The organism is Paenibacillus sp. 1781tsa1 (assembly GCF_024159265.1).
GTDB lineage: Bacteria > Bacillota > Bacilli > Paenibacillales > Paenibacillaceae > Paenibacillus.
Map to the genome: position 1 here is coordinate 5,421,818 of NZ_JAMYWY010000001.1, position 24,021 is coordinate 5,445,838.

19 protein-coding genes are annotated in these 24,021 nt (G+C 47.5%); 3 read left to right on the forward strand and 16 right to left on the reverse strand.

Annotated features, from left to right (window positions below):
• Nucleotides 1-63 precede the first annotated feature (63 nt).
• From alaS to cymR, 6 genes are all read right to left on the reverse strand, one after another.
• Nucleotides 64-2,694: an alanine--tRNA ligase gene (alaS, locus tag NKT06_RS24385; protein WP_253440167.1), complete on the reverse strand. Its 2,631-nt coding sequence runs from the start codon at nucleotides 2,692-2,694 to the stop codon at nucleotides 64-66.
• Nucleotides 2,695-3,129: 435 nt separating this feature from the next.
• Nucleotides 3,130-4,197 carry an AI-2E family transporter gene (locus NKT06_RS24390; RefSeq protein ID WP_253440170.1) on the reverse strand — a complete coding sequence of 356 codons (1,068 nt, stop codon included), beginning with the start codon at nucleotides 4,195-4,197 and terminating at the stop codon, nucleotides 3,130-3,132.
• A gap of 292 nt (nucleotides 4,198-4,489) precedes the next feature.
• Nucleotides 4,490-4,699: a hypothetical protein gene (locus NKT06_RS24395; protein WP_017686815.1), complete on the reverse strand. Its 210-nt coding sequence runs from the start codon at nucleotides 4,697-4,699 to the stop codon at nucleotides 4,490-4,492.
• A 10-nt stretch (nucleotides 4,700-4,709) separates the two neighbouring features.
• Nucleotides 4,710-5,231: a PRC-barrel domain-containing protein gene (locus tag NKT06_RS24400; RefSeq protein ID WP_017686814.1), complete on the reverse strand. Its 522-nt coding sequence runs from the start codon at nucleotides 5,229-5,231 to the stop codon at nucleotides 4,710-4,712.
• A 164-nt stretch (nucleotides 5,232-5,395) separates the two neighbouring features.
• Nucleotides 5,396-6,547, reverse strand: coding sequence for a cysteine desulfurase family protein (locus NKT06_RS24405; protein ID WP_253440173.1), 1,152 nt, complete (start codon nucleotides 6,545-6,547; stop codon nucleotides 5,396-5,398).
• Between the two features lie 173 nt (nucleotides 6,548-6,720).
• Entirely contained in the window at nucleotides 6,721-7,140 is a 420-nt protein-coding gene (gene cymR / locus NKT06_RS24410; protein WP_076212458.1) for a cysteine metabolism transcriptional regulator CymR, read from the reverse strand.
• A 321-nt stretch (nucleotides 7,141-7,461) separates the two neighbouring features.
• Between cymR and mnmA the strand changes: the two genes are divergently transcribed.
• Complete coding sequence (mnmA, locus tag NKT06_RS24415) at nucleotides 7,462-8,586, forward strand: tRNA 2-thiouridine(34) synthase MnmA (RefSeq protein ID WP_253440175.1); 1,125 nt, start codon at nucleotides 7,462-7,464, stop codon at nucleotides 8,584-8,586.
• A 130-nt stretch (nucleotides 8,587-8,716) separates the two neighbouring features.
• Here the strand turns inward: mnmA and crcB are convergent, their stop codons facing one another.
• The 4 genes from crcB to NKT06_RS24435 are packed head-to-tail and all read right to left on the reverse strand — an operon-like array spanning nucleotide 8,717 to nucleotide 11,748.
• The gene (gene crcB, locus NKT06_RS24420) at nucleotides 8,717-9,076 is read right to left on the reverse strand and encodes a fluoride efflux transporter CrcB (protein ID WP_253440179.1); all 360 of its coding nucleotides are present in this window, start codon (nucleotides 9,074-9,076) and stop codon (nucleotides 8,717-8,719) included.
• Nucleotides 9,073-9,474, reverse strand: a complete 402-nt coding sequence (locus NKT06_RS24425) for a fluoride efflux transporter FluC (RefSeq protein WP_253440182.1) — start codon at nucleotides 9,472-9,474, stop codon at nucleotides 9,073-9,075. Before NKT06_RS24425 ends, crcB begins: the two co-directional genes overlap by 4 nt.
• A gap of 33 nt (nucleotides 9,475-9,507) precedes the next feature.
• Nucleotides 9,508-10,815 carry a replication-associated recombination protein A gene (locus NKT06_RS24430; RefSeq protein ID WP_076333637.1) on the reverse strand — a complete coding sequence of 436 codons (1,308 nt, stop codon included), beginning with the start codon at nucleotides 10,813-10,815 and terminating at the stop codon, nucleotides 9,508-9,510.
• Between the two features lie 42 nt (nucleotides 10,816-10,857).
• Nucleotides 10,858-11,748 carry a LysR family transcriptional regulator gene (locus NKT06_RS24435; protein WP_253440185.1) on the reverse strand — a complete coding sequence of 297 codons (891 nt, stop codon included), beginning with the start codon at nucleotides 11,746-11,748 and terminating at the stop codon, nucleotides 10,858-10,860.
• A 136-nt stretch (nucleotides 11,749-11,884) separates the two neighbouring features.
• Here NKT06_RS24435 and NKT06_RS24440 point away from each other — a divergent pair, with 136 nt between their 5' ends.
• Together NKT06_RS24440 and NKT06_RS24445 are read left to right on the forward strand one after the other, a co-directional pair.
• Nucleotides 11,885-12,628: an SDR family NAD(P)-dependent oxidoreductase gene (locus NKT06_RS24440; RefSeq protein WP_253440188.1), complete on the forward strand. Its 744-nt coding sequence runs from the start codon at nucleotides 11,885-11,887 to the stop codon at nucleotides 12,626-12,628.
• Nucleotides 12,625-13,527 (forward strand): DMT family transporter, encoded by a 903-nt coding sequence (locus NKT06_RS24445; protein ID WP_253440191.1) that lies wholly within the window; start codon nucleotides 12,625-12,627, stop codon nucleotides 13,525-13,527. The genes NKT06_RS24440 and NKT06_RS24445 overlap by 4 nt, the downstream gene beginning before the upstream one ends.
• 181 nt (nucleotides 13,528-13,708) lie before the next feature.
• Here NKT06_RS24445 and NKT06_RS24450 read toward each other — a convergent pair whose 3' ends face one another.
• The 6 genes from NKT06_RS24450 to hisS all read right to left on the reverse strand — a co-directional run bounded on the left by NKT06_RS24450 (nucleotide 13,709) and on the right by hisS (nucleotide 23,780).
• Nucleotides 13,709-15,895, reverse strand: coding sequence for a HelD family protein (locus NKT06_RS24450; RefSeq protein ID WP_253440194.1), 2,187 nt, complete (start codon nucleotides 15,893-15,895; stop codon nucleotides 13,709-13,711).
• Nucleotides 15,896-16,121: 226 nt separating this feature from the next.
• Complete coding sequence (locus NKT06_RS24455) at nucleotides 16,122-17,900, reverse strand: ABC transporter ATP-binding protein (RefSeq protein ID WP_253440197.1); 1,779 nt, start codon at nucleotides 17,898-17,900, stop codon at nucleotides 16,122-16,124.
• Nucleotides 17,901-17,985: 85 nt separating this feature from the next.
• The gene (locus tag NKT06_RS24460) at nucleotides 17,986-19,284 is read right to left on the reverse strand and encodes an NCS2 family permease (RefSeq protein ID WP_253440199.1); all 1,299 of its coding nucleotides are present in this window, start codon (nucleotides 19,282-19,284) and stop codon (nucleotides 17,986-17,988) included.
• A gap of 471 nt (nucleotides 19,285-19,755) precedes the next feature.
• Complete coding sequence (locus NKT06_RS24465; RefSeq protein ID WP_091020457.1) at nucleotides 19,756-20,514, reverse strand: tRNA threonylcarbamoyladenosine dehydratase; 759 nt, start codon at nucleotides 20,512-20,514, stop codon at nucleotides 19,756-19,758.
• Between the two features lie 18 nt (nucleotides 20,515-20,532).
• Nucleotides 20,533-22,311, reverse strand: coding sequence for an aspartate--tRNA ligase (aspS, locus tag NKT06_RS24470; protein WP_253440202.1), 1,779 nt, complete (start codon nucleotides 22,309-22,311; stop codon nucleotides 20,533-20,535).
• A gap of 215 nt (nucleotides 22,312-22,526) precedes the next feature.
• The gene (gene hisS / locus NKT06_RS24475; protein WP_253440205.1) at nucleotides 22,527-23,780 is read right to left on the reverse strand and encodes a histidine--tRNA ligase; all 1,254 of its coding nucleotides are present in this window, start codon (nucleotides 23,778-23,780) and stop codon (nucleotides 22,527-22,529) included.
• Nucleotides 23,781-24,021: the final 241 nt, after the last annotated feature.

Genomic DNA, 24,021 nt, shown 5'->3' on the forward strand with positions numbered 1-24,021 from the left:
AAAATACAAACGAACAGAACCATTTCGACTTATATTTTGGCCTTTGAAAGCCCCTCGTTCGATTTATGCAGTATGCCCGCTAACCAGTGAAACCGCCAGTTTCAGCGCTTCATCCAGCTTGGTAGCATCCTTGCCTCCGGCTTGAGCCATATCTGGACGCCCACCGCCACCGCCGCCGCATACTGCTGCGACTTCTTTGACGATTTTACCTGCGTGCAGTCCTTGTTTTACTTGTTCAGCAGGTACAGCTACAACAAAATTCACTTTGCCGTCCGCTGGAGCACCCAATACGAGTACCGCGTTAGGCAATTTGACTTTCAACTCATCTGCCACTGTACGCAGTGCATCCATGTTCGGAGCATCTACGCGTGCTGCCAGCAATTGAGTATTTCCTGCTTGTACCACTTGATCGGTCAATTGACCAGCTTCCATGGCACTCAGCTTGCTTTGCAGGGATTCAGTCTCTCTGGCTGCTTCTTTCAGTTGCAGATTCAGACCTTCAATCCGTTTAGGCACATCAGCCACATTTGCTTTGAGCAGTGCTGCTGATTGCTTGAGCAGTTCCAACTGGCTTTCCACATACAGATATGCGCCACGGCCAGTTACAGCTTCGATCCGACGAACGCCGGAGCCGATTCCGCTCTCGCTCACCAGTTTGAAGATTCCAATCTCTGAAGTATTATTTACGTGACAGCCGCCACAAAGTTCCAAACTGTAGTCTCCGACTTGAACAACACGTACAATATCTCCATATTTTTCGCCAAACAGGGCCATCGCACCCATTTCTTTGGCTTCATCAATAGCTTTCAGCTCGATGTTCACGTTCAAACGATTCCAGATCTGTTCGTTCACCTGACGCTCAATCTCTGTCAACTCTTCCGGCGTGATGCTGCCGAAGTGAGAGAAGTCAAACCGTAGACGCTGTGGTTCTACGAGCGATCCTGCCTGGTTTACGTGTGTGCCGAGCACATCTTTGAGTGCCTTGTGCAGCAAGTGGGTTGCCGTATGGTTTTTGATAATGTCGCCACGTTTGGCTGCATCCACTTCAGCGTTAATCACATCACCTACACGCAATTCACCGGACTCCACAGTCACCAGATGTACGTGTTGTCCGAGTGGAGCTTTGAACAAGCCTTGAACTTTCGCTGTTACATTAGCCCCGCGCAGCAAGCCCTGATCACTCACTTGACCGCCACTTTCCGCGTAGAACGGAGTCTTGTCCAGAACAACCTGACACGTTTGTCCTTCGCCTACAGATTCAACAAGGGCGTCACCAGCGACGATGGCTACCACTTTTGCTTCCGTCAACAGGTCAGTATAACCAACAAACTCGCTTTTAACCTCCAGGTCAGCAAGTGGTCCGCCTTGGACTTTCATGCTCTCGTTCTCTTGACGTCCAGCACGTCCAAGCTCACGTTGTTTCTGCATGGAAGCATCAAAACCTTCACGGTCCACAGTCAGACCATGCTCTGCAGCATAATCTTCTGTCAGGTCAAACGGGAAACCGTACGTATCATACAGTTTGAAAGCTTCAGGTCCGCTAATAACGGTGCGTCCTTCCGATTTGGCTGTACCGCTGATATCAGCCAGAATAGCCAGACCATCTGTGAGTGTCTCGTGGAAACGCTCTTCTTCGGTTTTAATCACTTTAGCGATGAATTCCTGCTTGTCTACGACTTCCGGGTAGTACGTTCCCATCACTTCACCAACAGTTGTAGTCAGTTCATACAGGAATGGACGATCGAGTCCCAATACTTTTCCGTAACGTACAGCACGACGGAGCAAGCGGCGGATAACATATCCACGTCCTTCATTACTTGGCAGAACGCCATCACCTACTGCAAAGGCAACGGTACGAATATGATCGGCAATAACTTTCAGTGCAACATCGGTTTCGACACTGTCGTTATATTTCACACCTGCAAGAGCAGCTGTTCTTTGAATCATCGGTTGGAACAGGTCTGTGTCGAAGTTGGAATCCACATTTTGCAGAATGGAAGCAAAACGCTCCAAACCTGCACCTGTATCAATGTTTTTGTTAGGAAGAGGTGTGTAGCTACCGTCTTTGTTATGGTTGAACTGGGAGAATACCAGATTCCATACTTCCAGATAACGTTCGTTTTCCCCACCTGGATACATTTCAGGATCACTCATGTCGTTTCCGTAAGCTTCGCCGCGGTCATAGAAGATCTCGGTACAAGGTCCACATGGGCCTTCGCCGATATCCCAGAAGTTCTCATCCAATTTAATGATACGCTCAGCAGGCAGTCCCACTTTTTCGTTCCACAGTTTGAATGCTTCCTCATCTTCCGGATATACCGTTACGGATAGGCGCTCCGGATCGAAACCGATCCACTCTTTGCTGGTCAGGAACTCCCACGCCCATGTTACGGTCTCTTCCTTGAAGTAATCTCCAATAGAGAAGTTGCCGAGCATTTCGAAGAACGTATGGTGACGACGCGTTTTGCCGACATTCTCGATATCATTGGTACGGATACACTTCTGGGAGTTCGCAAGACGCGGGTTCTCCGGCTTCTCACGTCCGTCAAAATAAGGCTTGAGCGGTGCCATACCTGCATTAATCCACAGAAGGGAAGGATCGTTGTGAGGCACAAGCGATGCGCTCGGCTCGATTTTGTGACCTTTACTTGCAAAAAACTCTATCCATTTGGACCGGATTTCACTGGCTTTCATACTGGATGCCCCCATTAAATTATAATAGTCCGTTGCGTATTCGCTCCGGTTGGTCAACATTGGTTTTGTAAAAATAAACACAAAAAACGCCCCTGAATAATCAGGGACGATGTTATCGCGGTACCACCCTGGTTATTGCTGTTCATCCCTTGCTGCGCGGATAAACAAACAATCTCCTCGTTCATGCGAAATAACGGTCGCTCCCGGCAGGGTTGTCCTGCACTCCGAAATTAGCTTTCCGCCGCTTCAACTTTCAAGACTCTTCCAGCCATCAGTTCAGGCTCACCCTGATCCGAAGAAGTCTATTCTCTGAGGAAAGGAACCCTCGGCGTACTTTATTTCATCATCGATTTCATGTTCTAAACATACACACTCATTATATCGGTAGCACAACCGGGTGTCAACGCGGGCTGGCTGATGTTTTAACCCTACTTATTAGTCGATCCTTCGTTTGATGTAATAGGCGAAAAAGTGTTGCACAATTACCTTCAGTACGGCAAAAACGGGTACTGCCAGAATTAAACCTACAATGCCTGCCAGTTCGCCTCCGACGAGAAGTGCAAATATAATGGACAGTGGGTGCAGATGCAACGTACGTCCCACCACCTGAGGAGAAATAACGTTACTCTCCAGCACTTGACACAGGGTGTTCACAATGACAACAAGCAGCACCATTTTAAAAGATACGGTTGATGCCATGACCACAGCAGGAGCAGCACCAAGGAACGGCCCCAAGTAAGGCACAATATTAAACACAGCTACAATACTTGCAAGCAGCAGGGCATACGGCATATCAATGACGATATAACCAATATAGGCAAAGATGCCAACAATGACACAGACAATAAACTGGCCCCGAATGTAGTTCCCCAGTGCAGTATCAATCTCTTTCATCACGGAGACAATCGCTTTACGGCGTGAACGCGGAAGATATGCCACAATGGTGCGCTCAAACACCTCAAAGTCTTTTAACATATAAAATATCAGAAATGGCACGATGAACACATTGAATAACACATTAATGGTGGCCCCAATATTGTCCATTAGTACGGTAATGCCCTGAGTTAGTCGATCCTCCATCTGAAAGAACCAACTGTTCATGCCTGTTCGCACACTTGGTGGCATTAATTTGTGATCCATATTGTTCATCAGGCTCTGGGCACGCATGGACAGCTCCGGCATATGCTCGTTAAGTTCCTCCAGCTGCTCAATCAATACCGGAATCACATTCATCAGAATGACACCGATGCAGGTCAGGAAAAAGGCATATATGAGCAGTACCGCAATCGTACGCGGCACCTTGCGCCCTCCCAGCATGCTGACAATCGGATTAAGTACATAGGATATAATAAGGGCTACGATGAAGGGTGCCAGTACTGTTTTCAGGAAAGCATATATATGAAGCAGTAAAGGCCGCAGCAACCAGATAAAATATAGAATAATCAATCCGAGCAGCAGCCAGATCGCGTAACGGAACAGCTTGTTTTTGGTTAATTGCTCCACTTGTATCTCTCCTTTTGGACTGGCTCTGAGAGTCAGTATATGTAGGAAAGGTAATATTTATTAACACAGCGCAGAAGTGGAAGGAGCAAATTGAACATTTTTTCTTAAACCAAAAAACGCCTCCTTCATCAGAGAAGGAAGCGCATTTTGCAGTACAGGGTAGCATATAATCATTCATGTGCTACCCGAACCATTATGTAACCACATCTATATACATCTGCCAACATATAACGACAGCATCCCATGACATGCATTGTCATGAAACCGCATATAGAGGAAGTTATCCAGCTTATTAAGAAGAAGCGTGAAGATGAGGGAAGTCTTGTGGCAGCTCGTCCCCGAAAAACAGATCATCCAGGGAGCTTAGCGTACCGTCTTCTTCCACCTGATATACAGACATTTTCTCACCGTTCACCGTTAATTCGATAAAGCATCCCCAGCAATAAAACTGGTGGGAACCAATTTTCCCGATATCTTTGGAACTACAGTTTGGACATTTCATATTCATTCACCTATCCATTAACAGAATGAATGGCATTTTCCAAGCGTTGTTCACTCAGAGACGGCACCATGATGGCACTTTCCCCGATGGACATATCGCTTGTACATGGCAGCCATTTGCGGCCCTCGATCAGATCGGACACAAAACCGTCCGTAATTTCAATCCCTATTATTGTATTTCCCAACTCTTGGTCAAAATAAACATCGGAGACACGCCCAAGCAGCAAACCTTCTTCGGTGAGCACGGACATCTCCTTCAATTTAGACCGACCGAGGAGGTACGTGTATTTTATGTCGTCGGCTCCCGTCTTGCGGACAGCCTGTTGATTACGGATCATGACGGCATCTTCGCCGTAGGCAACGATATCTTGCCACTGCACGATTTTGACATGATTGGTAAACAGACCTTTGTTCTCAAGCTCAATGCCTTCGATCTCCCAATCATCATTCACAATGAAATCCTGGATTTTACCGACCTGCTTCCCGTCCTCAACATCAAAAACGGCAAGTCCGATCATTTCCTGAAGCTTCATCGCTGGGTCCCCCTCATCTTCTTATCATTAAATAGGCGCGGCGCTATTGCTAGGTATGCCCAAAGTTGATGAGTGGCAATCAGACGCCGATCATCAAAACCGCTTCTATCCAACCGATGAAATGGAACTTCTTCCCTCCTTTTGTTCCATGTGTAAAGTTCCCCTTAGGGTCTATTACGCAGTCGTCCAAGAATGGTTCCAATTTTTTCGGCGGTTATCATGATTTCTTCCGTAGTATTACCCAATCCCCAGCTAAATCGAATCGCAGAGTGTAAAAATGTTTCAGGCAGTTTCATCGCTTTGAGCACATGAGAGACTTCAAGTGAACCGGAAGTGCAGGCCGAACCGCTTGCAACAGCAATCCCTTCCATATCCAGATTCATTAACATCGTCTCTGTGGACACTTCCGGAAAGCTGATATTCAGGATGTTCGGCAGCGTATGCTCCGCGTGTCCATTCACATGAAAGTGCTCCGTCCCCACATGGATTTCAAGCTGTTCCAACAAAAGTTTGCGCAATTCCAAATCATGCTGACGATGCGTCTCCTTTTGTGCTGATGCAATCTTGAGAGCCTCTGCAAATCCGGTAATACCTGCGATATTTTCCGTACCAGCTCGCCGCTGACGCTCTTGCAACCCACCGTGAGCTCTTGCTTCCAGCACAATTCCTCTCCGTACATAGAGTACACCCACACCCTGAGGTCCATTAATTTTATGCGCTGAGAAGCTGATCAGGTCCACAGGCAATTCCTTACAGGAAATATCCTGGCTGCCCAGAGCCTGAACTGCATCGGTATGGAACAGAATATTATGCTTACGTGCAAGCTCACCGACCTCACGTATCGGCTGAATAGTGCCCACTTCATTGTTGGCATACATCATGGTAATCAACACCGTATCCGGCCGAATGGCCTCTTGCAACTCGTCCAGATTTATTCGTCCTTGATGATCCACAGATAGATAGGTTACTTCATAACCTTGCCGCTCCAATTCTTGACACGTATGCAAAACAGCATGGTGCTCAATGGCGGTCGTAATGACATGTTTCCCCTTATCCTGCCTTGTTGAGACTGCTCCGAAAATGGCCAGATTGTCGCTCTCCGTACCACCACCGGTAAATACCAATTCGTCCGGGAAACAACCCAAAGACGCCGCAATGACATCTCTTGCTCCGCTGACAGTCCGTTTGGCTTCACGCCCAAAGGCATGGATACTTGATGCATTGCCATATTGTCCTGTCATGACGTTCATCATCGCTTCAGCGACTTGTGGATGCATAGGTGTCGATGCGGCGTGATCCAAATAAATTCGTTTCATTTATCTTCACCCCGTTATATGTTAAATTATCTTATTTTGCATTTACGAAATATGTTTCACAGCCTCATAATGCTAACCAACCTCAGGCCTTGTATGAACATATGTTAAGGCATGGATAAAGCCCCCAAATGGGGGCTCAAGTAAGTTAGCATGTCATGCTAGCGCAGTCATTGTTAAATATAAAACATGTAGCTGTCTTTTTTGTCCTGATCCTGGAAGGTAATCAGGTCTTTCAGTGTTGTGGAATCCAATACTTCCGCAATCCCGTCACGAATACGCAACCATAGGTCACGCTTCGCCGGATCATCTTCCTCCGTGAAGTCTACTGGAGAGATTGGCCCTTCCAGTACACGGATGACATCGCCTGCAGTTACGGTTGCAGGATCACCCGCAAGGATATAACCGCCGTAAGCACCTCTAATGCTTTTCACCAGTCCTGCGTTACGTAGTGGGGCAATCAGTTGCTCCAAGTAATGCTCCGAGAGCTGGTTGCGCTCGGCAATGCTTTTAAGTGATGTAGGGCCTTCGCCTGTTCTGGCAGCAAGCTCCATCATGATTGTGAGGCCGTAACGGCCTTTTGTCGATATTTTCAAAGGAGTCACCTCTTTCAATTTTCAGAAACGATTGGAAACTTTATATTTAATCCTATGGTCCATGACCGTCTGTTTCACGACCTGTCCACAGCAGAGATTCATAGAACTCATTTTTAACTTTCTAATCCTCCGTATTCCGATCATAACCCTCAGCTAATGTTAACATATCTGCATGCTTTATGGAAAAGAAAGATTGACGATATTCCAAAATGTGCGTCTGTGGTGGACACTATCCAAAATTGGCCGGGTGTATCGTATCTTGAGTCCGGTTATGCTAGAATAAGAAACGAAACACATTTATATATAGAAATGGTGATAACGATGTCCAAAACAATTGAAAATACACGGGTCGTCGTTGGCATGTCCGGAGGTGTCGATTCTTCCGTTACCGCACTGCTGCTGAAAGAGCAAGGGTACGATGTCATCGGCATTTTCATGAAAAACTGGGATGACACCGACGAGTTCGGCCACTGTACCGCTGAAGAAGATTCAGAGGATGTACGCCGCGTATGTGAACAGATCGGCATTCCTTACTACACTGTCAACTTCGAGAAAGAATATTTTGATAAAGTATTTACCTATTTCCTTGATGAATATAAGTCGGGTCGCACGCCGAATCCGGATGTCATGTGTAATCGTGAGATCAAATTTGGTGAATTCCTGAACAAAGCTCTGGATCTCGGCGCAGATTATGTAGCTACAGGACACTATGCTCGTCTGATTGAAGAAGATGGCACATTCAAGCTGCTGCGTGGTGTGGACAACAATAAGGATCAGACGTATTTCCTTAATGCACTCAATCAGAACCAGCTTTCCAAAGCCATGTTCCCGATTGGTCATCTGCCCAAACCGGAAGTACGCAAAATCGCAGAAGCGGCTGGCTTGTATACGGCCAAGAAAAAAGACAGCACAGGTGTCTGCTTCATCGGTGAGCGTAATTTTAAAGAGTTCCTGAGTAACTATCTGCCTGCCAAAGGTGGAGACATGGTCGATATCGCGACCGGTGAAGTCAAAGGCCGCCATGACGGTCTGATGTACTACACGCTTGGACAGCGCCAAGGTCTTGGCATTGGTGGTTCCGGCAATGGTGAACCCTGGTTCGTGGCTGACAAGGATCTGGAGAAAAATCAACTGCTTGTTGTTCAGGGCGATGCCCATGCAAGCCTCTACTCCACTGGTCTAACCGCAACGGGTGTGAACTGGATTGCTGGTACAGAGCACATGCCGAATGCGCCATTCCGTTGTACTGCCAAATTCCGCTATCGTCAGCCGGATCAAGGTGTTACACTGACCTGGCAGGAAGATGGAAGTGTAGATGTACAATTTGACCAGCAGCAAAAAGCCATTACACCAGGACAAGCCGTTGTTTTCTACGACGGAGAGGTCTGCCTGGGTGGGGGTACGATCGATCAGGTGCAAAAAGTACCTGTACCCGCAATGCAATAATAGAGCTTGTCCATTAAAATGCAGATTATACACAATACCGTGTATCCCTATTAAAAAAGCCGTCTTTCATGTATACCATGAAGGATGGCTTTTTTCCTGCTTTCTTTGCAAAAAAAATAAAAATAGTTCGTTATGCAGTCAACCAGAATCCTGCCAAGGAGGCCAACACCCCAACTACAACCGAACTGACGACGTAGAGCGCCGCGCTTGCGTATCGTTGTCGACACATAAGTCCTAACGTTTCATAGCCAAAAGTGGAGAATGTGGTGTACGCACCGCAGAAACCGGTTCCCCAGATCACCCAGATTCCATCTGAGATCATTGCAGATTGATGCCCCCCGTATAACAACCCAAGCAACAGTGAACCACTGATGTTAATGATCCATGTCCCCCATGGAAAAGCCGTCCCCAGCAAGCCTGAGACCCATTTGCCCAGACTGTAACGCAGTACTGCACCCAGCACACCTGCAAAACCAATCCACAGGATCATGAGGCATCACCCTCTTGTCTTGGTGCTCCCAACATACGATGTCCAAGGCTCATTCCCAGCGCACAGAGCAACAACCCTGCCAACAAACTTACGATCATATAAATAGCGGCACTGATCCATTCGCCCCCTTCGGATAAACGAACAATATCCAGTGTAAACGTGGAGAATGTCGTAAATGCACCAGTAAAACCTGTACCAACCGCAAGTCGAAGTTGTGGTGTTATTTTGCCTGGAACAGCTATGGTAAAGAACCACCCTAAAAAAAGACTGCCCATCGCATTGATTAGCAACACTGCCCAAGGGAACCCCTCATGGACAGTTGGTATCGCTAACTGTATGGCATATCGGGTTAATGTACCGAGAAATCCACCCGCCCCTATATACAAAAGCTCTTTCATGTTGTGTGCATCTCCCGAGTGATCTGACTGACCTTATAGATCTCTGCGCCGCTGTTGGTTCAGCCTAATCTTCGATTCGTTGCCTTGCTCCGTAGCCTCATAGAATACTCTCCGCGAGAGTTGCTTTGGCAAATATTCTTGTTTCACGTAATGCCCCGGATAGTTGTGTGGATATTGATAGCCCTCATGTCCAAGCTTCACGGCACCCGAGTAATGCGTATCTCGCAAGTGAAGCGGAACTTCTGCCGATTTAACCTCATCAATTGCGTTCATGGCTTTGGAAATAGCCGTGTACACCGCATTGGATTTTGGACTTTCGACCGCGAACAGAATCGCTTGTGCGATGTTCAGCTTGGCTTCGGGCCAGCCGTTATTCCGGTACGCATCAAGTGCTCCAATGGCCTGAGTCATGGCTTGCGGGTTCGCAAGTCCAATGTCTTCACTGCTCGCTGCAATCAGACGCCGAATGAAGGTCATCGGGTCCATGCCGAGCTTCTCCACCGCGTATAAAAACCAGAACAAGGCCGCATCACTGGAACCCCGAATACTTTTGTGAAATGCAGACAGTACATCATACTGTGTGGATTCATCCGCCTTAACAATGGGGCGCCGAATAGACTCTTCTGCTACACCAAGCGTAATATGAATGGACCCATCTTTCTCCGGTGGCGTGGTCAACGCAGCCAGTTCAAGCGCATTAAGCGCACGCCGAATATCTCCGTTGGCCATCGTAGCAATATGTTCAAGCGCCTCATCGTCCGCCTGCAGTTCCATGAATCCCAGACCTTTGTCCGCATCGCTCAATGCTCTGCGCATTGCAATAAGGGAATGCTCCTTGTTCAGTGATTCCAGCTGGAACAGGGTGGAACGACTCATCAAGGCCCCATTGACATAATGAAAGGGATTCTCTGTTGTCGCGCCGATAAAAATAATCGTGCCCTTCTCTACCGCTGGCAATAGCGCATCCTGACGTGAACTGTTAAACCGATGTACCTCATCGAGGAACAGAATGGTTTTGGTTCCATACAGCTGTTTGTTCGTTTGCGCCTGTTCGATGACTTCACGTACATCCTTGACGGAAGCTTCCACTGCATTCAGGCGAACGAACTGTCCCTGCGTTTGCTGAGAAATAATATGTGCCAGGGTTGTCTTGCCACATCCCGGAGGGCCGTATAACAAGATGGACGAAATCTGATCCGCCTCAATGGCACGCCGGAGCAATTTCCCGGGTCCAATAATATGTTCCTGTCCAATATATTCATCCAGATGCTCTGGCCGCATGCGGTCCGCAAGCAATCTGGCTTGTGGTTTTGAGTCCTGCTGAAACGAAAATAAATCCATTGCTCATCACTTCCTTAACGGATTGCCTTGCCTTGATTACAATTACACTTCTGATGGTTCTCCACTCTCTATCATATCATACTCTCGCGGTAACATAGCCATAAATGCATGAAGTGCACTGCTGACAAAGGCATCCTTGCGAGTAATAAAATGAGTCATCATGCGATTCATACCTACGGGAAGTGTATGCGTGCGCAGTAATCCATTTTTGATCTGATTTCTAATCACAATCTCTGGTAATAAGGAAATTCCCATGCCGGACGTAACCCCACTGATAATCGCTTCAAGGGTTCCGAATTCCATTATTACTGGGCGGGTAACACCACCCACCTCTAACCATTCCTCCAAAATCTGACGATAGGAACACCCCATACTGTAAACAAGAATGGGTTTACTCTTAAGATCTTCTTCCGTAGGACCCATACCAGAATAGACAACAAATAGCTCTTCATCAAATATGGGAATAGAAACGATATCAGGATGATCACAGGGACAGCCTATAAATGCTCCCTCCAATTCATACCCAATAACCTGATCCATAAGCATCTGCGAATTGCCAGTAACCAGTGACAAGGAGACATCTGGATACTGTTTATAATACCTGACGAAAAGTTCAGGTAGTCGCACGGCCGCTGCAGTTTGTGTAGACCCTATTCGCATTGGACCCGATGGTGTGCTCGTCGCCCGAAGCGCCTTGGAAGCATCATTCAGCAAACCAATAATTTTATCTGCATAGGTCAGCAACATTTCTCCGGCTGGAGATAACGTCATGCCTCGGTTATGACGAATGAACAACGTTGTACCTACTTCTGCTTCCAGATGCTGGATTCGTGCCGTTACGTTGGATTGAACATACCCCAGTTTAGAAGCAGCTTTGGTCAGATTCCCTTCCTGTGCAACACACTGAAATATTCTAAGATCCCCGCTTTCCATGGTCCCCCCACTCTGACATCATTCAAAATGATATCCGCTTCATTACCAATCATTATACTTCATGTGTAAACCGGACTACAATTCATGTAGATCCCAAACCAGTCATCTGACTGGAAGATGATAAGGAGTGTTCAGCATGACATACTGGAAAAATAGAGTTGCTCTGATCACAGGTGGTGGAACAGGTATAGGCCGTGCTGTAAGTGAGATGCTCGCTGAACGCGGAGCCTTGGTCGCTGTCAACTATTCCCGCTCACAAGATGCAGCAAGAGAGACTGTTCAACACATTTTGGATATGGGAGGCCATGCATTCGCCGTTCAAGCTAACGTTGCCAATGATCTTGATGTCCGGCGGATGGTCACTACTATAACTGAAACCTATGGCCCGATCACTGCACTTGTAAATAACGCTGGAATCACGCACCATATCCCCATGCACGATCTGGAGTCTGTTACAGATGACGTCTGGAATGAGCTGGTTGATGTGAATGTGAAAGGCATGTTTCATTGCGCTCGTGCAGTGACGGAAGGCATGAGACAGGCTGGCGGTGGTTCTATCGTAAATCTGGGCAGTATCGCAGGTAGTACGGGTTCGGGCTCCTCCCTCCCTTACGCCGTCTCCAAAGCGGCAGTTCATGGTCTGACCTTATCACTTGCGCACGCACTCTCACCCCACATTCGGGTGAATGCTATCGTCCCTGGCGCAGTTGCTACAAGGTGGTGGGCTGGAAACGAGGAGCGAATGCACCGTCTAGGCGGAGAATTGTTATTACAGCATATTTCCTCACCTGAAGATATCGCACACATGATCTGTGCTGCGCTGGAACAGCAATCCATGACCGGGCAGCTCATTACTGTAGATAGCGGACAGACGTTATGAGCTCCAGTCATGATAAAGATACCCGGATCATAAAACCATTAAAATATACACTATTGATCATTTTGACAACGCTAATCATGGGTACTTCTTTTCCAGTTGGCAAGATCGGCATGTTATATGCCCCACCTTTCCTGCTCATGGGTATACGTTATGTACTGGCTGGTGGATTGATGGCCTGGTATCTACGCAAACGCCCATTACCTACCCAGTGGCAGTCTTGGTTGAAAATAATCCTCATTGGCCTGTTCCAATCCGCAGGAGTGATGGGCTGCGCCTATTACAGCATGAACTGGATTACATCCGGTGAATCGGCCATTATTACGTTTACCAATCCGTTGCTGGTCATTATCCTCAGTGCTCTCTTATATAGAGTGACCTACCGTTTCATTCAGTGGATCGGTGTTATACTCGGTTTCATCGGGATTATGTTAACCTTTGGATGGCAGATGAGCTTTAGTCCTGGAACCTGGATTGGATTTGGTGGTGCGATCTCCTTTGCCGTATCCACATTACTCATCAAACGCTGGGGCGATGGCTACGATACTTTTGTCTTAACAGCCTATCAGATGCTCGCGGGAGGTGCTGCGCTTCTTCTGCTGAGCGTATGGGCTGAACAGCCTCACTTTATGGTCAATACCACTTCGGTTATGGCGCTGCTCTGGTTAACGCTTGTTTGCTCCATCATTCAGTTCTCACTCTGGTTTTATCTGCTTCAGAATAGTGACCCAGCCCAAACCAGTTCCTATCTGTTCCTGGCACCGTTCTTTGGTGTAATGTCGAGTTGGTTTTTGCTGGGAGAGCACGTTCAGTGGTTTGCATTGGCAGGTGGTTTATTTATTGGTGTTGGCATATTCCTAGTAAACCGTCGCTCATCCAGATTGAGAAATAGCGTAACATGACCCTTAACTTCTTCATCGTTCTTCCTTGGCAGATGAATCATTTCGCATACAAAAGCAAAAAAGGCATGCGCTTATGGGACTTTCCCATGAACGCCATGCCCTTTATTGGTTAAGCAAACTTTATCCACCCAAGCTCTGGTAGCCTGATCTACGTTTGCGAACTAATTATCCTGCACTCAGGTTATTTGGTGTCGCTCTCTGGCCAACCCTGAATGGTTACGGGCTCGCCTTCGGGATTATGTGTTGCAGCCGCGTATTCTGGCATATCACCATCATGGAAGAGCCACAATTCGTGCAAGGCCCGTGTACAACCAACGTACAACAGCTTTGCATCACCGGCATTCGGCAAATAATGCTTCTGATCTACGTCTGCCACGATAACGGCATCAAACTCCAACCCTTTGGACAGATAAACTGGTAAAACGGAGTGTCCCCCCGTGTACTGCTTTTTGCCACCGTCGATCAGGTTTAGATCCCAGCCTGCGGCCTGTAATTCACGATGAAGTTCCTCTGCTTCATGCAGTGTACGGGTCAAGATGGAGACCGTTCGGTAGTCTTTGACAGTTAACACCTTCAAAGCCTGCTCCAGACTTGCCGTCCGCCCTTCGCCTCCATAAGCCAATGTCCGAACCGGATCACCACTACGGAAAACAGGAATCGCCGTAATTCCGCTCTTGACACCACGTTCCAGAATCGTATTGGCATAGTCGATAATTTCCATCGTTGAACGATAACTTCGGGTCAATGCAAAGTATGCATTCTGTTCCTCAGGAAACAGAGAACTCATCTCTTCCCACGCATGAACACCACGGTACTCATGAATCCCTTGGGACAAGTCACCCAGTATGGTGAATGAGTGCCCTTTGACGAACTGATCCAATAACGCCACATGAAAAGGGGAAAAGTCCTGCGCTTCATCGATCACGACATGATCGAACCGCTCCGAACCCTCAATATCATGAACCAATGTATGAATGTATACCAATGCAGGCAGATCCTCTTCACGGACGATATCCTGCTTCAGATCTGCTGCTGTTTGTTTCATGACTAGTTTTGGAATAAGCTCGCTGAGCGAGGCTGGCACAGAGCCGCCCTTTGCAGCTTTGAACAGCTGTTTATATAACGTAAGCGGCTCGTATTGAGGCCATTTTTTGGCATAAGCTTTCTCACGAGTAGACGCTTTTTTCTTGCGTTCTTTGCGCACAGCTTCTGGCATCGGTTTCTTAAGTTCCATCTCAATCCAGCGGTGAACCCGCGCCATAACCCGTTCTTTGCGTTTGGCCAGCGGATAATGTTTGTATTCCTCACCGAACCAGTTCTCAATCTCCATCTTGCTGAGCATCTTACCATCCCATGGACTGAAGTCCATATCCGGTACGGAATCCGCTTCCATCCCCGACAACCACTCTCGAATAAGCTCCATGAAACGGATCGATCCTTTGTAACGTCCAGGTACATCATCATTCAATTCAGGCCGTGCATCTGGTGTTTCGAACCATGTGTTGAGCGTATCCGACGTATTCGCCAAAGGCATCTCCAACCCCAGCAGGTTCATCGCCCAATCCGGGAATGTCCGCTGCTGGATGTCCCCTACTCCGAGTTCCGGGAGCACATCCGAGATGTAATCCAGGAACATGTGGTTGGGTGCAAAAATAACCATTTTCTCCGCAGATACCTGCTCCTTGTACTGATACAGCAAAAAGGCCAGCCGATGCAGGGCAACCGTTGTTTTCCCGGATCCAGCCACACCCTGAATGATCAATGCGGTGTTTCTCGCCGCACGAATGATCAGATCCTGCTCCGCCTGAATCGTAGATACGATATCACGCAGTTTGTTATCCTTGTTCTCTCCCAGACGATAAACGAGGAATTCATCTGATACCGCTGGCTGGTCGCTGTCACGGTTGTATGTATCCGCCACACGTTCCAATATCCGCTGCCGAATGACAACGTTTCGTTTCAGGTATACCAGACCTTCAATAAGCCCTTCCGGGGCTTCATACGTAGCGGAGGCTTCGCCTCCAGTAAATGAGTAAAACAGGCTGGCGACAGGAGCACGCCAATCGATGACGAGCGGATGCTCTCCCACCTCTTCGCGGTCTACGCCGATTTTGCCAATATACAGCGGTTTCCGTGCACCACTGCCCTGTTCTTCGAAATCCAAGCGTCCGAAATAGGGTTGCTGCGCGCTCTTGGACAAGGCGGTGCGGCGCTCTTCGCGTCCAGCTTCCAGCACTTGTTCTGTGAAGTCGTGGCCGGTATAGACCGGAATATTTTGCAGTCGTTCTAACTGACTGTCCACTTCCTCCATCGTTCGCTCTAACCTGTACTCTTCTTCTTGATAGGCACTTTGAAAGCTGTCTGACATGTTTCAGTTACCTCCTAAGAATATGTTTTGCTCTGCATCGCCAATCACTGACGCCGCAAAAGGATACCCACTATATCATATTGATGTGGAAAAAGCTACAGCAATCTGAATGAACTCATACAAGAAAACCGTTGTCACGCTCGTACTGAACGAATGAACAACGGTCTTAACTTAAACTATATTTGAACCTTATCTTTTAAAAAAAGTAATCGATCTAGTTCTGATTTCAATTTTGACCTTCCTGTGCCACAAACTGTTTTTGCGCCAGTTCACGGTATACCGGATGGGTACTGACCAACTCCGCATGAGTTCCCGTTCCCGTAACATGTCCGTGCTCCAAAACGACAATTTGATCGGAGTCGACAACGGTAGATAACCGATGGGCAATAACAATTGTGGTTCGGCCCTCCATCAAATTGGACAAGGCCTGCTGCACTTCGTATTCCGAAGTACTGTCCAAACTGGAGGTTGCTTCATCCAGCATCAGAATGTCTGGACTTCGTAGCAGCGCTCGTGCAATGGCAATCCGCTGACGCTGCCCACCTGACAATTTGATCCCCCGTTCTCCAACTTCTGTATCATAACCCTGTGGCAGCTTGTCTATAAAGTCGGCAGAATAGGCCATCTCAGCAGCTCGCCGGATCTCATCCATCGTGGCCTCACGACCTAATCCGTACGTGATGTTGTCTTTGATCGTACCCGCCATGAGGGGACTTTCCTGAGACACATACCCGATCTTACTGCGCCAAGAAGACAAAGAATATTCCGTTATCGCTTGTCCCCCATACGAAATATGGCCTGAATCGGGCATATAGAATTGCTCCATCAAAGAGAACAGTGTTGACTTACCGCTACCGCTTGGACCAACAATCGCTGTCACTTTACGTGTAGGTACCGTCAGATTGATTCCGTGCAACACTTCCTCACCTGTGACATAGGAAAAGTGTACATCATGGAATGCAATCGTCTCATTTCCTTTTGGCGCTACCTTGGTGCTGTGATTTGGCTCTTCCTCATCGGCAAGGATAGCTTGTATGCGCTCTGTTGCACCTACAACTTTTTGCAAACGGGAGTATAGTGTTGTGAATTGCCCCATTGGCATAATGACCTGGAACAACAGCAATATGAACGCGACCAGTTCACCCGGCGACAACAGTCCAGACGCTACGCGCATTCCCCCCACACCCAGAATAACGACCAGTACGGCAGTCATGACAAATGTAAACAAGGGACCGATTAGAGCAAGGATGCGTGCTTCCTGCAAACCAAAAGCAAACATTTTACGAATTCGGGAACCCCCTGCTTCCGATTCCTGTTTCTCCGTGCCGTAGGCCTTCACCAAGCGAATCTCGCCAATAACCTGACTGAGCACGGACGTAAGACCTGCCATTTCATCCTGCTGTTTCTTGGAGATCTTGTACATCTTCTTACCCACTGGCAGAAGAATCAACAGCGTAAGTGGCACCAGACTCAGAATAATGAGCGACATCACCCAATCCAAATAAAATAGTAACGCCACTCCGCCTACAACGGCAACGATGTTCGACACAAAGGAAACCAGATAATCCGCGATCAAGGTCATGATCTGGCTTGTATCATTGGTAATCCGGCTCATCGTATCGCCTGTGCGATTGCGATCGAAATACGGCATTCGCAGTGACAATACCTTGTTCCACAGCTTGGTACGAAGCGTTGCCACCACACGTTGTCCTGCGTAATTTAACATATAGATGCTGATGCCCGAGGCAATCGCCTGAATCACAAATGCACCGAGCAACAATAAAATAACCGATTTGTTCAGTGCCGAAGTGGTTAGTCCATCAATCAGACCTTTGGTCATCAGTGGCACAATCAGTCCGGCCGTCGTCTGAATCAAGGTCAGGATGAGGGCCAGAATCAGGATCAGTTTTGGCGGGTTCGTGGAAGCGATCAACTTGACGAAATCCTTAAATCCCTTTTTTCCTACTTTCGGTTCCTTCTGCTCTGCTTGCTGCTGTTCTTCCATTCCCGTTCCTCCCGTTCTCCATCGTCTCACCAGAGATCATACGTATGAACTTACATGACGTTGCCTTTTGTTGTATAACACAGTTTTACAAAACTCCATGCAACACAAAATTGGCCAAAAAGAGGATGGATATGCCATACATGACCACAGGCACTTGTTTACCTTGACCTGCTGCCAGCTTCGCGAGTGGATAGGCAATAAATCCAAACGCCATCCCGTCCACGATGCTATATGTAAATGGAATCATGACCATGATCAGAAATGCGGGAAAAGCCTCTGTGAAGTCACCAAAATCCATATCTTTCACACCTTGCACCATCAGGCCACCAATAATGATCAAAATGGGTGCTATCGCACTGTCTGGAATATAACCAAGCAGCGGGATGAAGAAAAAGGTTGCCCCAAACAGCACGGCTGTAACGAGCGGAGTTAACCCTGTGCGTCCGCCTGCCGCAATTCCGGCTGTAGTCTCGGCTGCAGCAACAGGAGGACTGCTTCCGAATACGCCTGCCAGCACCGTACTAATCGATAGTGCCCGCAGACTTCCCTTGAATCGCTCCGGACGACCAATCATCTGTGTCTGAGCTGTAATTAAACCGATATTTTCGAACACCACAATCAGCAGCAGCAAAAATACCGCGATCCAGAATGCTACATCAGCCAGCTTCATCAAGGACAATTCACCAAACAAACCGCCATATTGACGCAGCGCATCCATCGCTGATACGGATTCACCCGGGTTCACTGCTCCAAGTACATAGGCAAGACCTGTCCCGACCAAAATACTAATTAGAAGTCCGCCTTGCACATTACGGATAAATAAAATCAAGGCCAGCACCAGCGTAACGCAGGCTGTAATGACATTCGGATCATTAAAGTGACCAATCGCGACAAACGTCGTCTGATGCGCGATAACGATTCCACTTTTTTGCAAACCAATAAATGTGAGGAACAAACCAATCCCCACCGTAATACCATGCTGCAGATTTTTGGGAATGGCTTCGCTGATCATTTTGTATAGAGAAGTAAACGCAACAATGGCAAACAGTATACCTGTAACGGTTACAACGGCCAGCGCTTCTTGCCAGCTTAATTTCATGGAATGTACGAGTGTATACGTGAAAAATGCATTAATCCCCATTCCGGGTACAACGATAATTGGTGATTTTCCGCCAAATGCCATGAGCAAACAGCCTGCAATGGATGTCAGCAGGGTTCCAACCATAGCTGCCTGCAAAGGCATTCCGGCATCGGAAAGAATTGTAGCATTGACCATAACGATATAGACCACGGCAAAATAGGAAATGGCTCCCGCCACAACTTCCTTTTTCCACTGGTCTCCTGGCTCCATGCCAAGACGTCTGGCCATCCATCCGTGTTTCATTTCGTTCTATTCCCCTCTCTCTATATAGGCTGAATAACTGAGTATTTACACTCCACCACTACGCGGACTGAACAACCTTCCGATCGCTGTTATCCCCAGATTTTTTGTTTAAATTTTTTAAATGTACGAATCTGGTGATAGCGTATGCTTCCGATGTAGCTTTCTTTCAGAAAGCTTTTAGGCGAACGCTCTGCTTCTTCAGGTTTCTTCTGTCCTCTTCGTTCTTGTGTAAATCTTATTCAACTTATATGGCCGCAAATTATTTATGTATGTATCATCATTTCGCGCAGCAGTGAATATCATACACGGTTTTGACTTTGAAGTACATGACGTAACTCTGACATTTATCTAGGGATACAGTTCGGCTATCATAGACGATTGACGTCCCATCCGCTCCGTCTTGCGAAGTATGATCACACCAAAAAGCGCAGATGCCTTATCAGCATCCACGCTTCTTCAGTTGGCAGCAAGTTACTGCTGCTTGTTCTCTGCAATTTCTAACAGATCCTTAATCGCAACACTAACCATAATCAGTCCGGCTACCGGAGGCACGAATGAGTTACTCGCAGGTGGCTGTTTAGCCTTACGAATTTCCGGAGCATTCTCTGGAACGATTTTTTGTGTTACGTCCTCGCGCGGTTTCATCGGCTTTTCAGTCGAGAAGACCACTTTCACACCTTTTTTGATGCCGTCTTTACGAAGTGTGGTACGCACAACACGGGCAATCGGGTCCATGGTTGTTTTCGAAATATCCGCAACCTGGAATTTCGTTGGATCCATTTTATTCGCCGCACCCATACTCGAAATCATCGGGATTTTACGTTTCAGGCACTCTTTAATGAGATGGATTTTGTAGATAATCGTGTCGGATGCATCCAGCACATAATCCAGTTCATATTTGAACAGTTCCTCATACGTTTCTTCCGTGTAAAACATATTCAGTGCAATTGCATCACATTCCGGATTGATCAATTTCACACGTTCCACCATCAGGTCCGCTTTTTTCTGTCCCACTGTCGTGGTCAGCGCATGAATCTGGCGGTTGATGTTGGTGATATCCACGACGTCTTTATCAATCAGGATGATGCGCCCCACACCGCTACGGGCAAGAGCTTCTACAGCAATACCACCTACGCCGCCAATACCGAGCACAGCGACTGTACTATTTTTCAATGCGTCCAGACCTTCAGGTCCGATCGCAAGTTCTGTTCTTGAAAATTGATGGAGCATTGAGAATCGATGCCTCCTTTATTTCTTTTCCGCTACCGGTTTACGGGCTACGCGGATATGAAGTTGTTCCAATTGCGAGTCATCCACTTCGGAAGGTGCATTCATCAGCAGATCCGTTGCACTTGCTGTTTTCGGGAAGGCAATCGTTTCACGCAAGTTCGTGCGGCCCGCCAGCAACATCACCAAACGGTCAAGACCAAAGGCAATTCCGCCATGTGGTGGTGTTCCGTATTCAAATGCTTCCAGCAGGTAGCCGAATTTCTCATTCGCTACTTCTGTAGAGAGTCCCAGGGCAGCAAACATTTTTTCCTGAACATCACGTTTGTAGATACGCATCGAACCGCCACCTACTTCATAACCATTGAGAACAAGGTCATAGGCTTGAGCGCGAATTGCACCCGGATCCGTGTCGAACAGATGTACATCTTCATCTTTTGGACGTGTGAACGGATGGTGTTCTGCCACATAACGTTTCGCATCTTCATCATATCCGAGGAGTGGGAAGTCCACAACCCAAGCGAATTTGAATCTACTGTCATCGATCAATCCAAGTTGACGACCAATTTTCAGACGCAGTGCGCCCAGAACGTCAGCAACCACTTTTTTCGTGTCTGCGGAGAAGAGCAGCAAGTCGCCATCTTCAGCACCAGTACGTTCTTTAACAGCTTCGATTTCTTCAGGCGTGAAGAACTTCACGATTGGCCCTTTGAACTCACCGTCTTTCACTTGAATCCAAGCCAGACCTTTCGCACCGTAACGTGCAGCAAATGGTCCGAGATCATCGATCTCTTTACGGCTCCATGTACCACAGCCTTTAGCGTTCAGCACTTTCACTTCTCCACCTTTTTCGATGACGGAAGCAAATACTTTTACACCACTGTTCGCTACGATATCGTTCATTTCAACCAGTTCCATACCAAAGCGCAGATCTGGTTTGTCTGAACCGTATTTACCCATTGCATCTGCATACGTAATCCGTTGGAAAGGCAGTTCCAGCTCAATGCCTTTTGTTTCACGTAACAATTTGGCCATCAGTTCTTCCATCATTGGCAGCAGGTCATCCTGTTGCAGGAAAGAAGTCTCGATGTCGACTTGCGTGAATTCGGGTTGACGGTCTGCACGCAGATCCTCATCCCGGAAACAACGAGCGATCTGATAATAACGCTCAAGTCCGCCGACCATCAGCAATTGTTTGTAAATTTGTGGGGATTGTGGCAGGGCGAAGAATTCACCTTCATGCACACGGCTCGGTACGAGATAATCACGCGCACCTTCCGGGGAGCTCTTCGTCAGGATCGGTGTTTCCACTTCAACGAACTCTTCTCCATCCAGGTAGTCACGGAACACTTTGGAAGCTTTGGAACGCAGTTTCAGTGTTTCGAACATTTCCGGACGACGCAGGTCCAGGTAACGATATTTCAAACGAAGGGATTCATCCACTTCAACACCATCTTCAATGAAGAATGGAGGTGTTTTGGCTGCGTTCAGCACTTCAATTTCAGTAATTTGAACTTCAATTTCGCCAGTAGGCAGGTTTTTGTTCACTGTTTCTGCATCACGTTTAACGACTTTACCTGTTACAGCGATAACATACTCGCTACGTACGCGATCTGCGATTTGCAAAGCTTCACCGGAATAAGCCGGGTTGAAGACAACTTGTACAATTCCGCTGCGGTCACGCAGATCGATGAAGAGTACGCCTCCCAAGTCACGGCGGGTTTGAACCCAACCGTTCAATGTTACTGTTTCACCGATGTGTGCGGGTGTTAATGCGCCGCAATGATGACTTCTTTTCATAACCAAACTCCTCATTATGTGAATTTCCGTTCTGTATGGGCAGTTAGTACCTGCTCTTCAACAGTCCGGTTACGTGTAGACCATGTATTCGAAAAGGCATGTAACCTCTGTGACTCACCAACTCCCAATTCATTGGAATCGTCGGTGAACCTCATTAATTTTGCCGGATCAATTGTGTTACTCGAAAGTTTTAATCTTCATGTTACAGTTCGTGCTTATTTACCTTCGCGAATGGCTGCTACCAGATCATCAAGCTTCACGGTTTGTTGCTCACCCGTATCCATCGACTTGAGGGCGATCTCACCACGCTCCAGCTCGTCATCACCAAGGATGGCAGTATAGCGGGATTTGAAACGGTCAGCTGATTTCATCTGTGCTTTCATCTTGCGGCCCAGATAATCACGTTCCCCAGACAGTCCAGACTGACGAAGTTTGAACAACAGTCGGTTTACTTCACGATCAGCAGCCTCTCCCAGAGCAACAAAGTACACATCAAGTGGAGCCAGCGTAGTAACCTCAATATTTTGGTGCTCCAGAATCAGTTGAATGCGCTCCAAACCAATACCGAAGCCGATGCCCGGCTGATCAGGTCCGCCGATATCTCCAACGAGACCATTGTACCGGCCACCGCCGCCAACCGTATCAATTGCTCCAATCCCTTGGGCTTTTAATTCAAATGCAGTCAGCGTGTAATAATCCAGGCCCCGTACCAGACGATTGTTCACAGCATAATCTACTCCGAAATCATCCAGGTATGCCTGTAGCTTGGCAAAGTGACTTAAGGACTCCTCATCCAGGCTATCCAATATGGACGGTGCCCCTACGAATTTGTCCTGATCGACTTTGCAGTCGAGTACACGCAGCGGATTACGCTCCATGCGGGACTGACAATCCTTGCATAGACTGTCTTTCATTGGTCTGAGGAACCCAAGCAACGTCTCGCGGTATTCTGCACGGCTGGTCGAATTACCAACGGAGTTGATCTCCACTTTAACATCTTTCAAGCCGAGCTCTACACACAACTGGTAGCCCAGTGCGATAACTTCGGCATCAATTGCCGGGTCCAGCGCACCGATGGCTTCTACACCAAACTGGTGGAACTGACGCTGACGGCCTGCCTGCGGACGCTCATACCGGAACATCGGACCGATGTAATACAACTTGCTCACATCCGGTTCCCCGTAGATTTTATTCTCTACATACGCACGGACAACACCAGCTGTTCCCTCTGGACGAAGAGTCATGCTGCGATTGCCTTTGTCATCAAAGGTATACATTTCTTTCTCAACGATATCGGTAGTCTCTCCAACACCGCGTACAAACAAAGAAGTCTGTTCGAAGATCGGTGTACGAATCTCGCGGTAATTAAACCGTCGACACAGATCTCGTGCTTTTTCTTCTACGTACTGCCATTTCTCGACAACTCCAGGCAGTAAGTCCTGCGTTCCCGTCGGTTTTTGAAAAGCCATCTTGATCCCTCCAGCATTGATTTTTTTCTCTAAAAGTAATTCCAGAAATGTTACACTTGGCCACTCCGATTGTAGTACCATCTTTCGATCGCTGTTATCCCCAGATTTTTTGAATTAATTTTCCAATGTGAAAATCCGGGGATAAAGGCGAACGCTTCGCTTCTACAGATTGGTTCTACAATCTCCGTTATGGTATAAAAGTTAGAATCAACTTATATAACAAAAAAATCCCTCGCCCTGT

Excerpts from the sequence above, each read along its gene's own strand:
- alaS (WP_253440167.1), bottom strand. The coding sequence starts at position 2,694 with ATGAAAGCCAGTGAAATCCGGTCCAAATGGATAGAGTTTTTTGCAAGT.
- NKT06_RS24395 (WP_017686815.1), bottom strand. The coding sequence starts at position 4,699 with ATGAAATGTCCAAACTGTAGTTCCAAAGATATCGGGAAAATTGGTTCC.
- NKT06_RS24400 (WP_017686814.1), bottom strand. The coding sequence starts at position 5,231 with ATGAAGCTTCAGGAAATGATCGGACTTGCCGTTTTTGATGTTGAGGAC.
- NKT06_RS24405 (WP_253440173.1), bottom strand. The coding sequence starts at position 6,547 with ATGAAACGAATTTATTTGGATCACGCCGCATCGACACCTATGCATCCA.
- mnmA (WP_253440175.1), top strand. The coding sequence starts at position 7,462 with ATGTCCAAAACAATTGAAAATACACGGGTCGTCGTTGGCATGTCCGGA.
- crcB (WP_253440179.1), bottom strand. The coding sequence starts at position 9,076 with ATGATCCTGTGGATTGGTTTTGCAGGTGTGCTGGGTGCAGTACTGCGT.
- NKT06_RS24425 (WP_253440182.1), bottom strand. The coding sequence starts at position 9,474 with ATGAAAGAGCTTTTGTATATAGGGGCGGGTGGATTTCTCGGTACATTA.
- NKT06_RS24430 (WP_076333637.1), bottom strand. The coding sequence starts at position 10,815 with ATGGATTTATTTTCGTTTCAGCAGGACTCAAAACCACAAGCCAGATTG.
- NKT06_RS24435 (WP_253440185.1), bottom strand. The coding sequence starts at position 11,748 with ATGGAAAGCGGGGATCTTAGAATATTTCAGTGTGTTGCACAGGAAGGG.
- NKT06_RS24440 (WP_253440188.1), top strand. The coding sequence starts at position 11,885 with ATGACATACTGGAAAAATAGAGTTGCTCTGATCACAGGTGGTGGAACA.
- NKT06_RS24445 (WP_253440191.1), top strand. The coding sequence starts at position 12,625 with ATGAGCTCCAGTCATGATAAAGATACCCGGATCATAAAACCATTAAAA.
- NKT06_RS24450 (WP_253440194.1), bottom strand. The coding sequence starts at position 15,895 with ATGTCAGACAGCTTTCAAAGTGCCTATCAAGAAGAAGAGTACAGGTTA.
- NKT06_RS24455 (WP_253440197.1), bottom strand. The coding sequence starts at position 17,900 with ATGGAAGAACAGCAGCAAGCAGAGCAGAAGGAACCGAAAGTAGGAAAA.
- NKT06_RS24460 (WP_253440199.1), bottom strand. The coding sequence starts at position 19,284 with ATGAAACACGGATGGATGGCCAGACGTCTTGGCATGGAGCCAGGAGAC.
- NKT06_RS24465 (WP_091020457.1), bottom strand. The coding sequence starts at position 20,514 with ATGCTCCATCAATTTTCAAGAACAGAACTTGCGATCGGACCTGAAGGT.
- aspS (WP_253440202.1), bottom strand. The coding sequence starts at position 22,311 with ATGAAAAGAAGTCATCATTGCGGCGCATTAACACCCGCACACATCGGT.
- hisS (WP_253440205.1), bottom strand. The coding sequence starts at position 23,780 with ATGGCTTTTCAAAAACCGACGGGAACGCAGGACTTACTGCCTGGAGTT.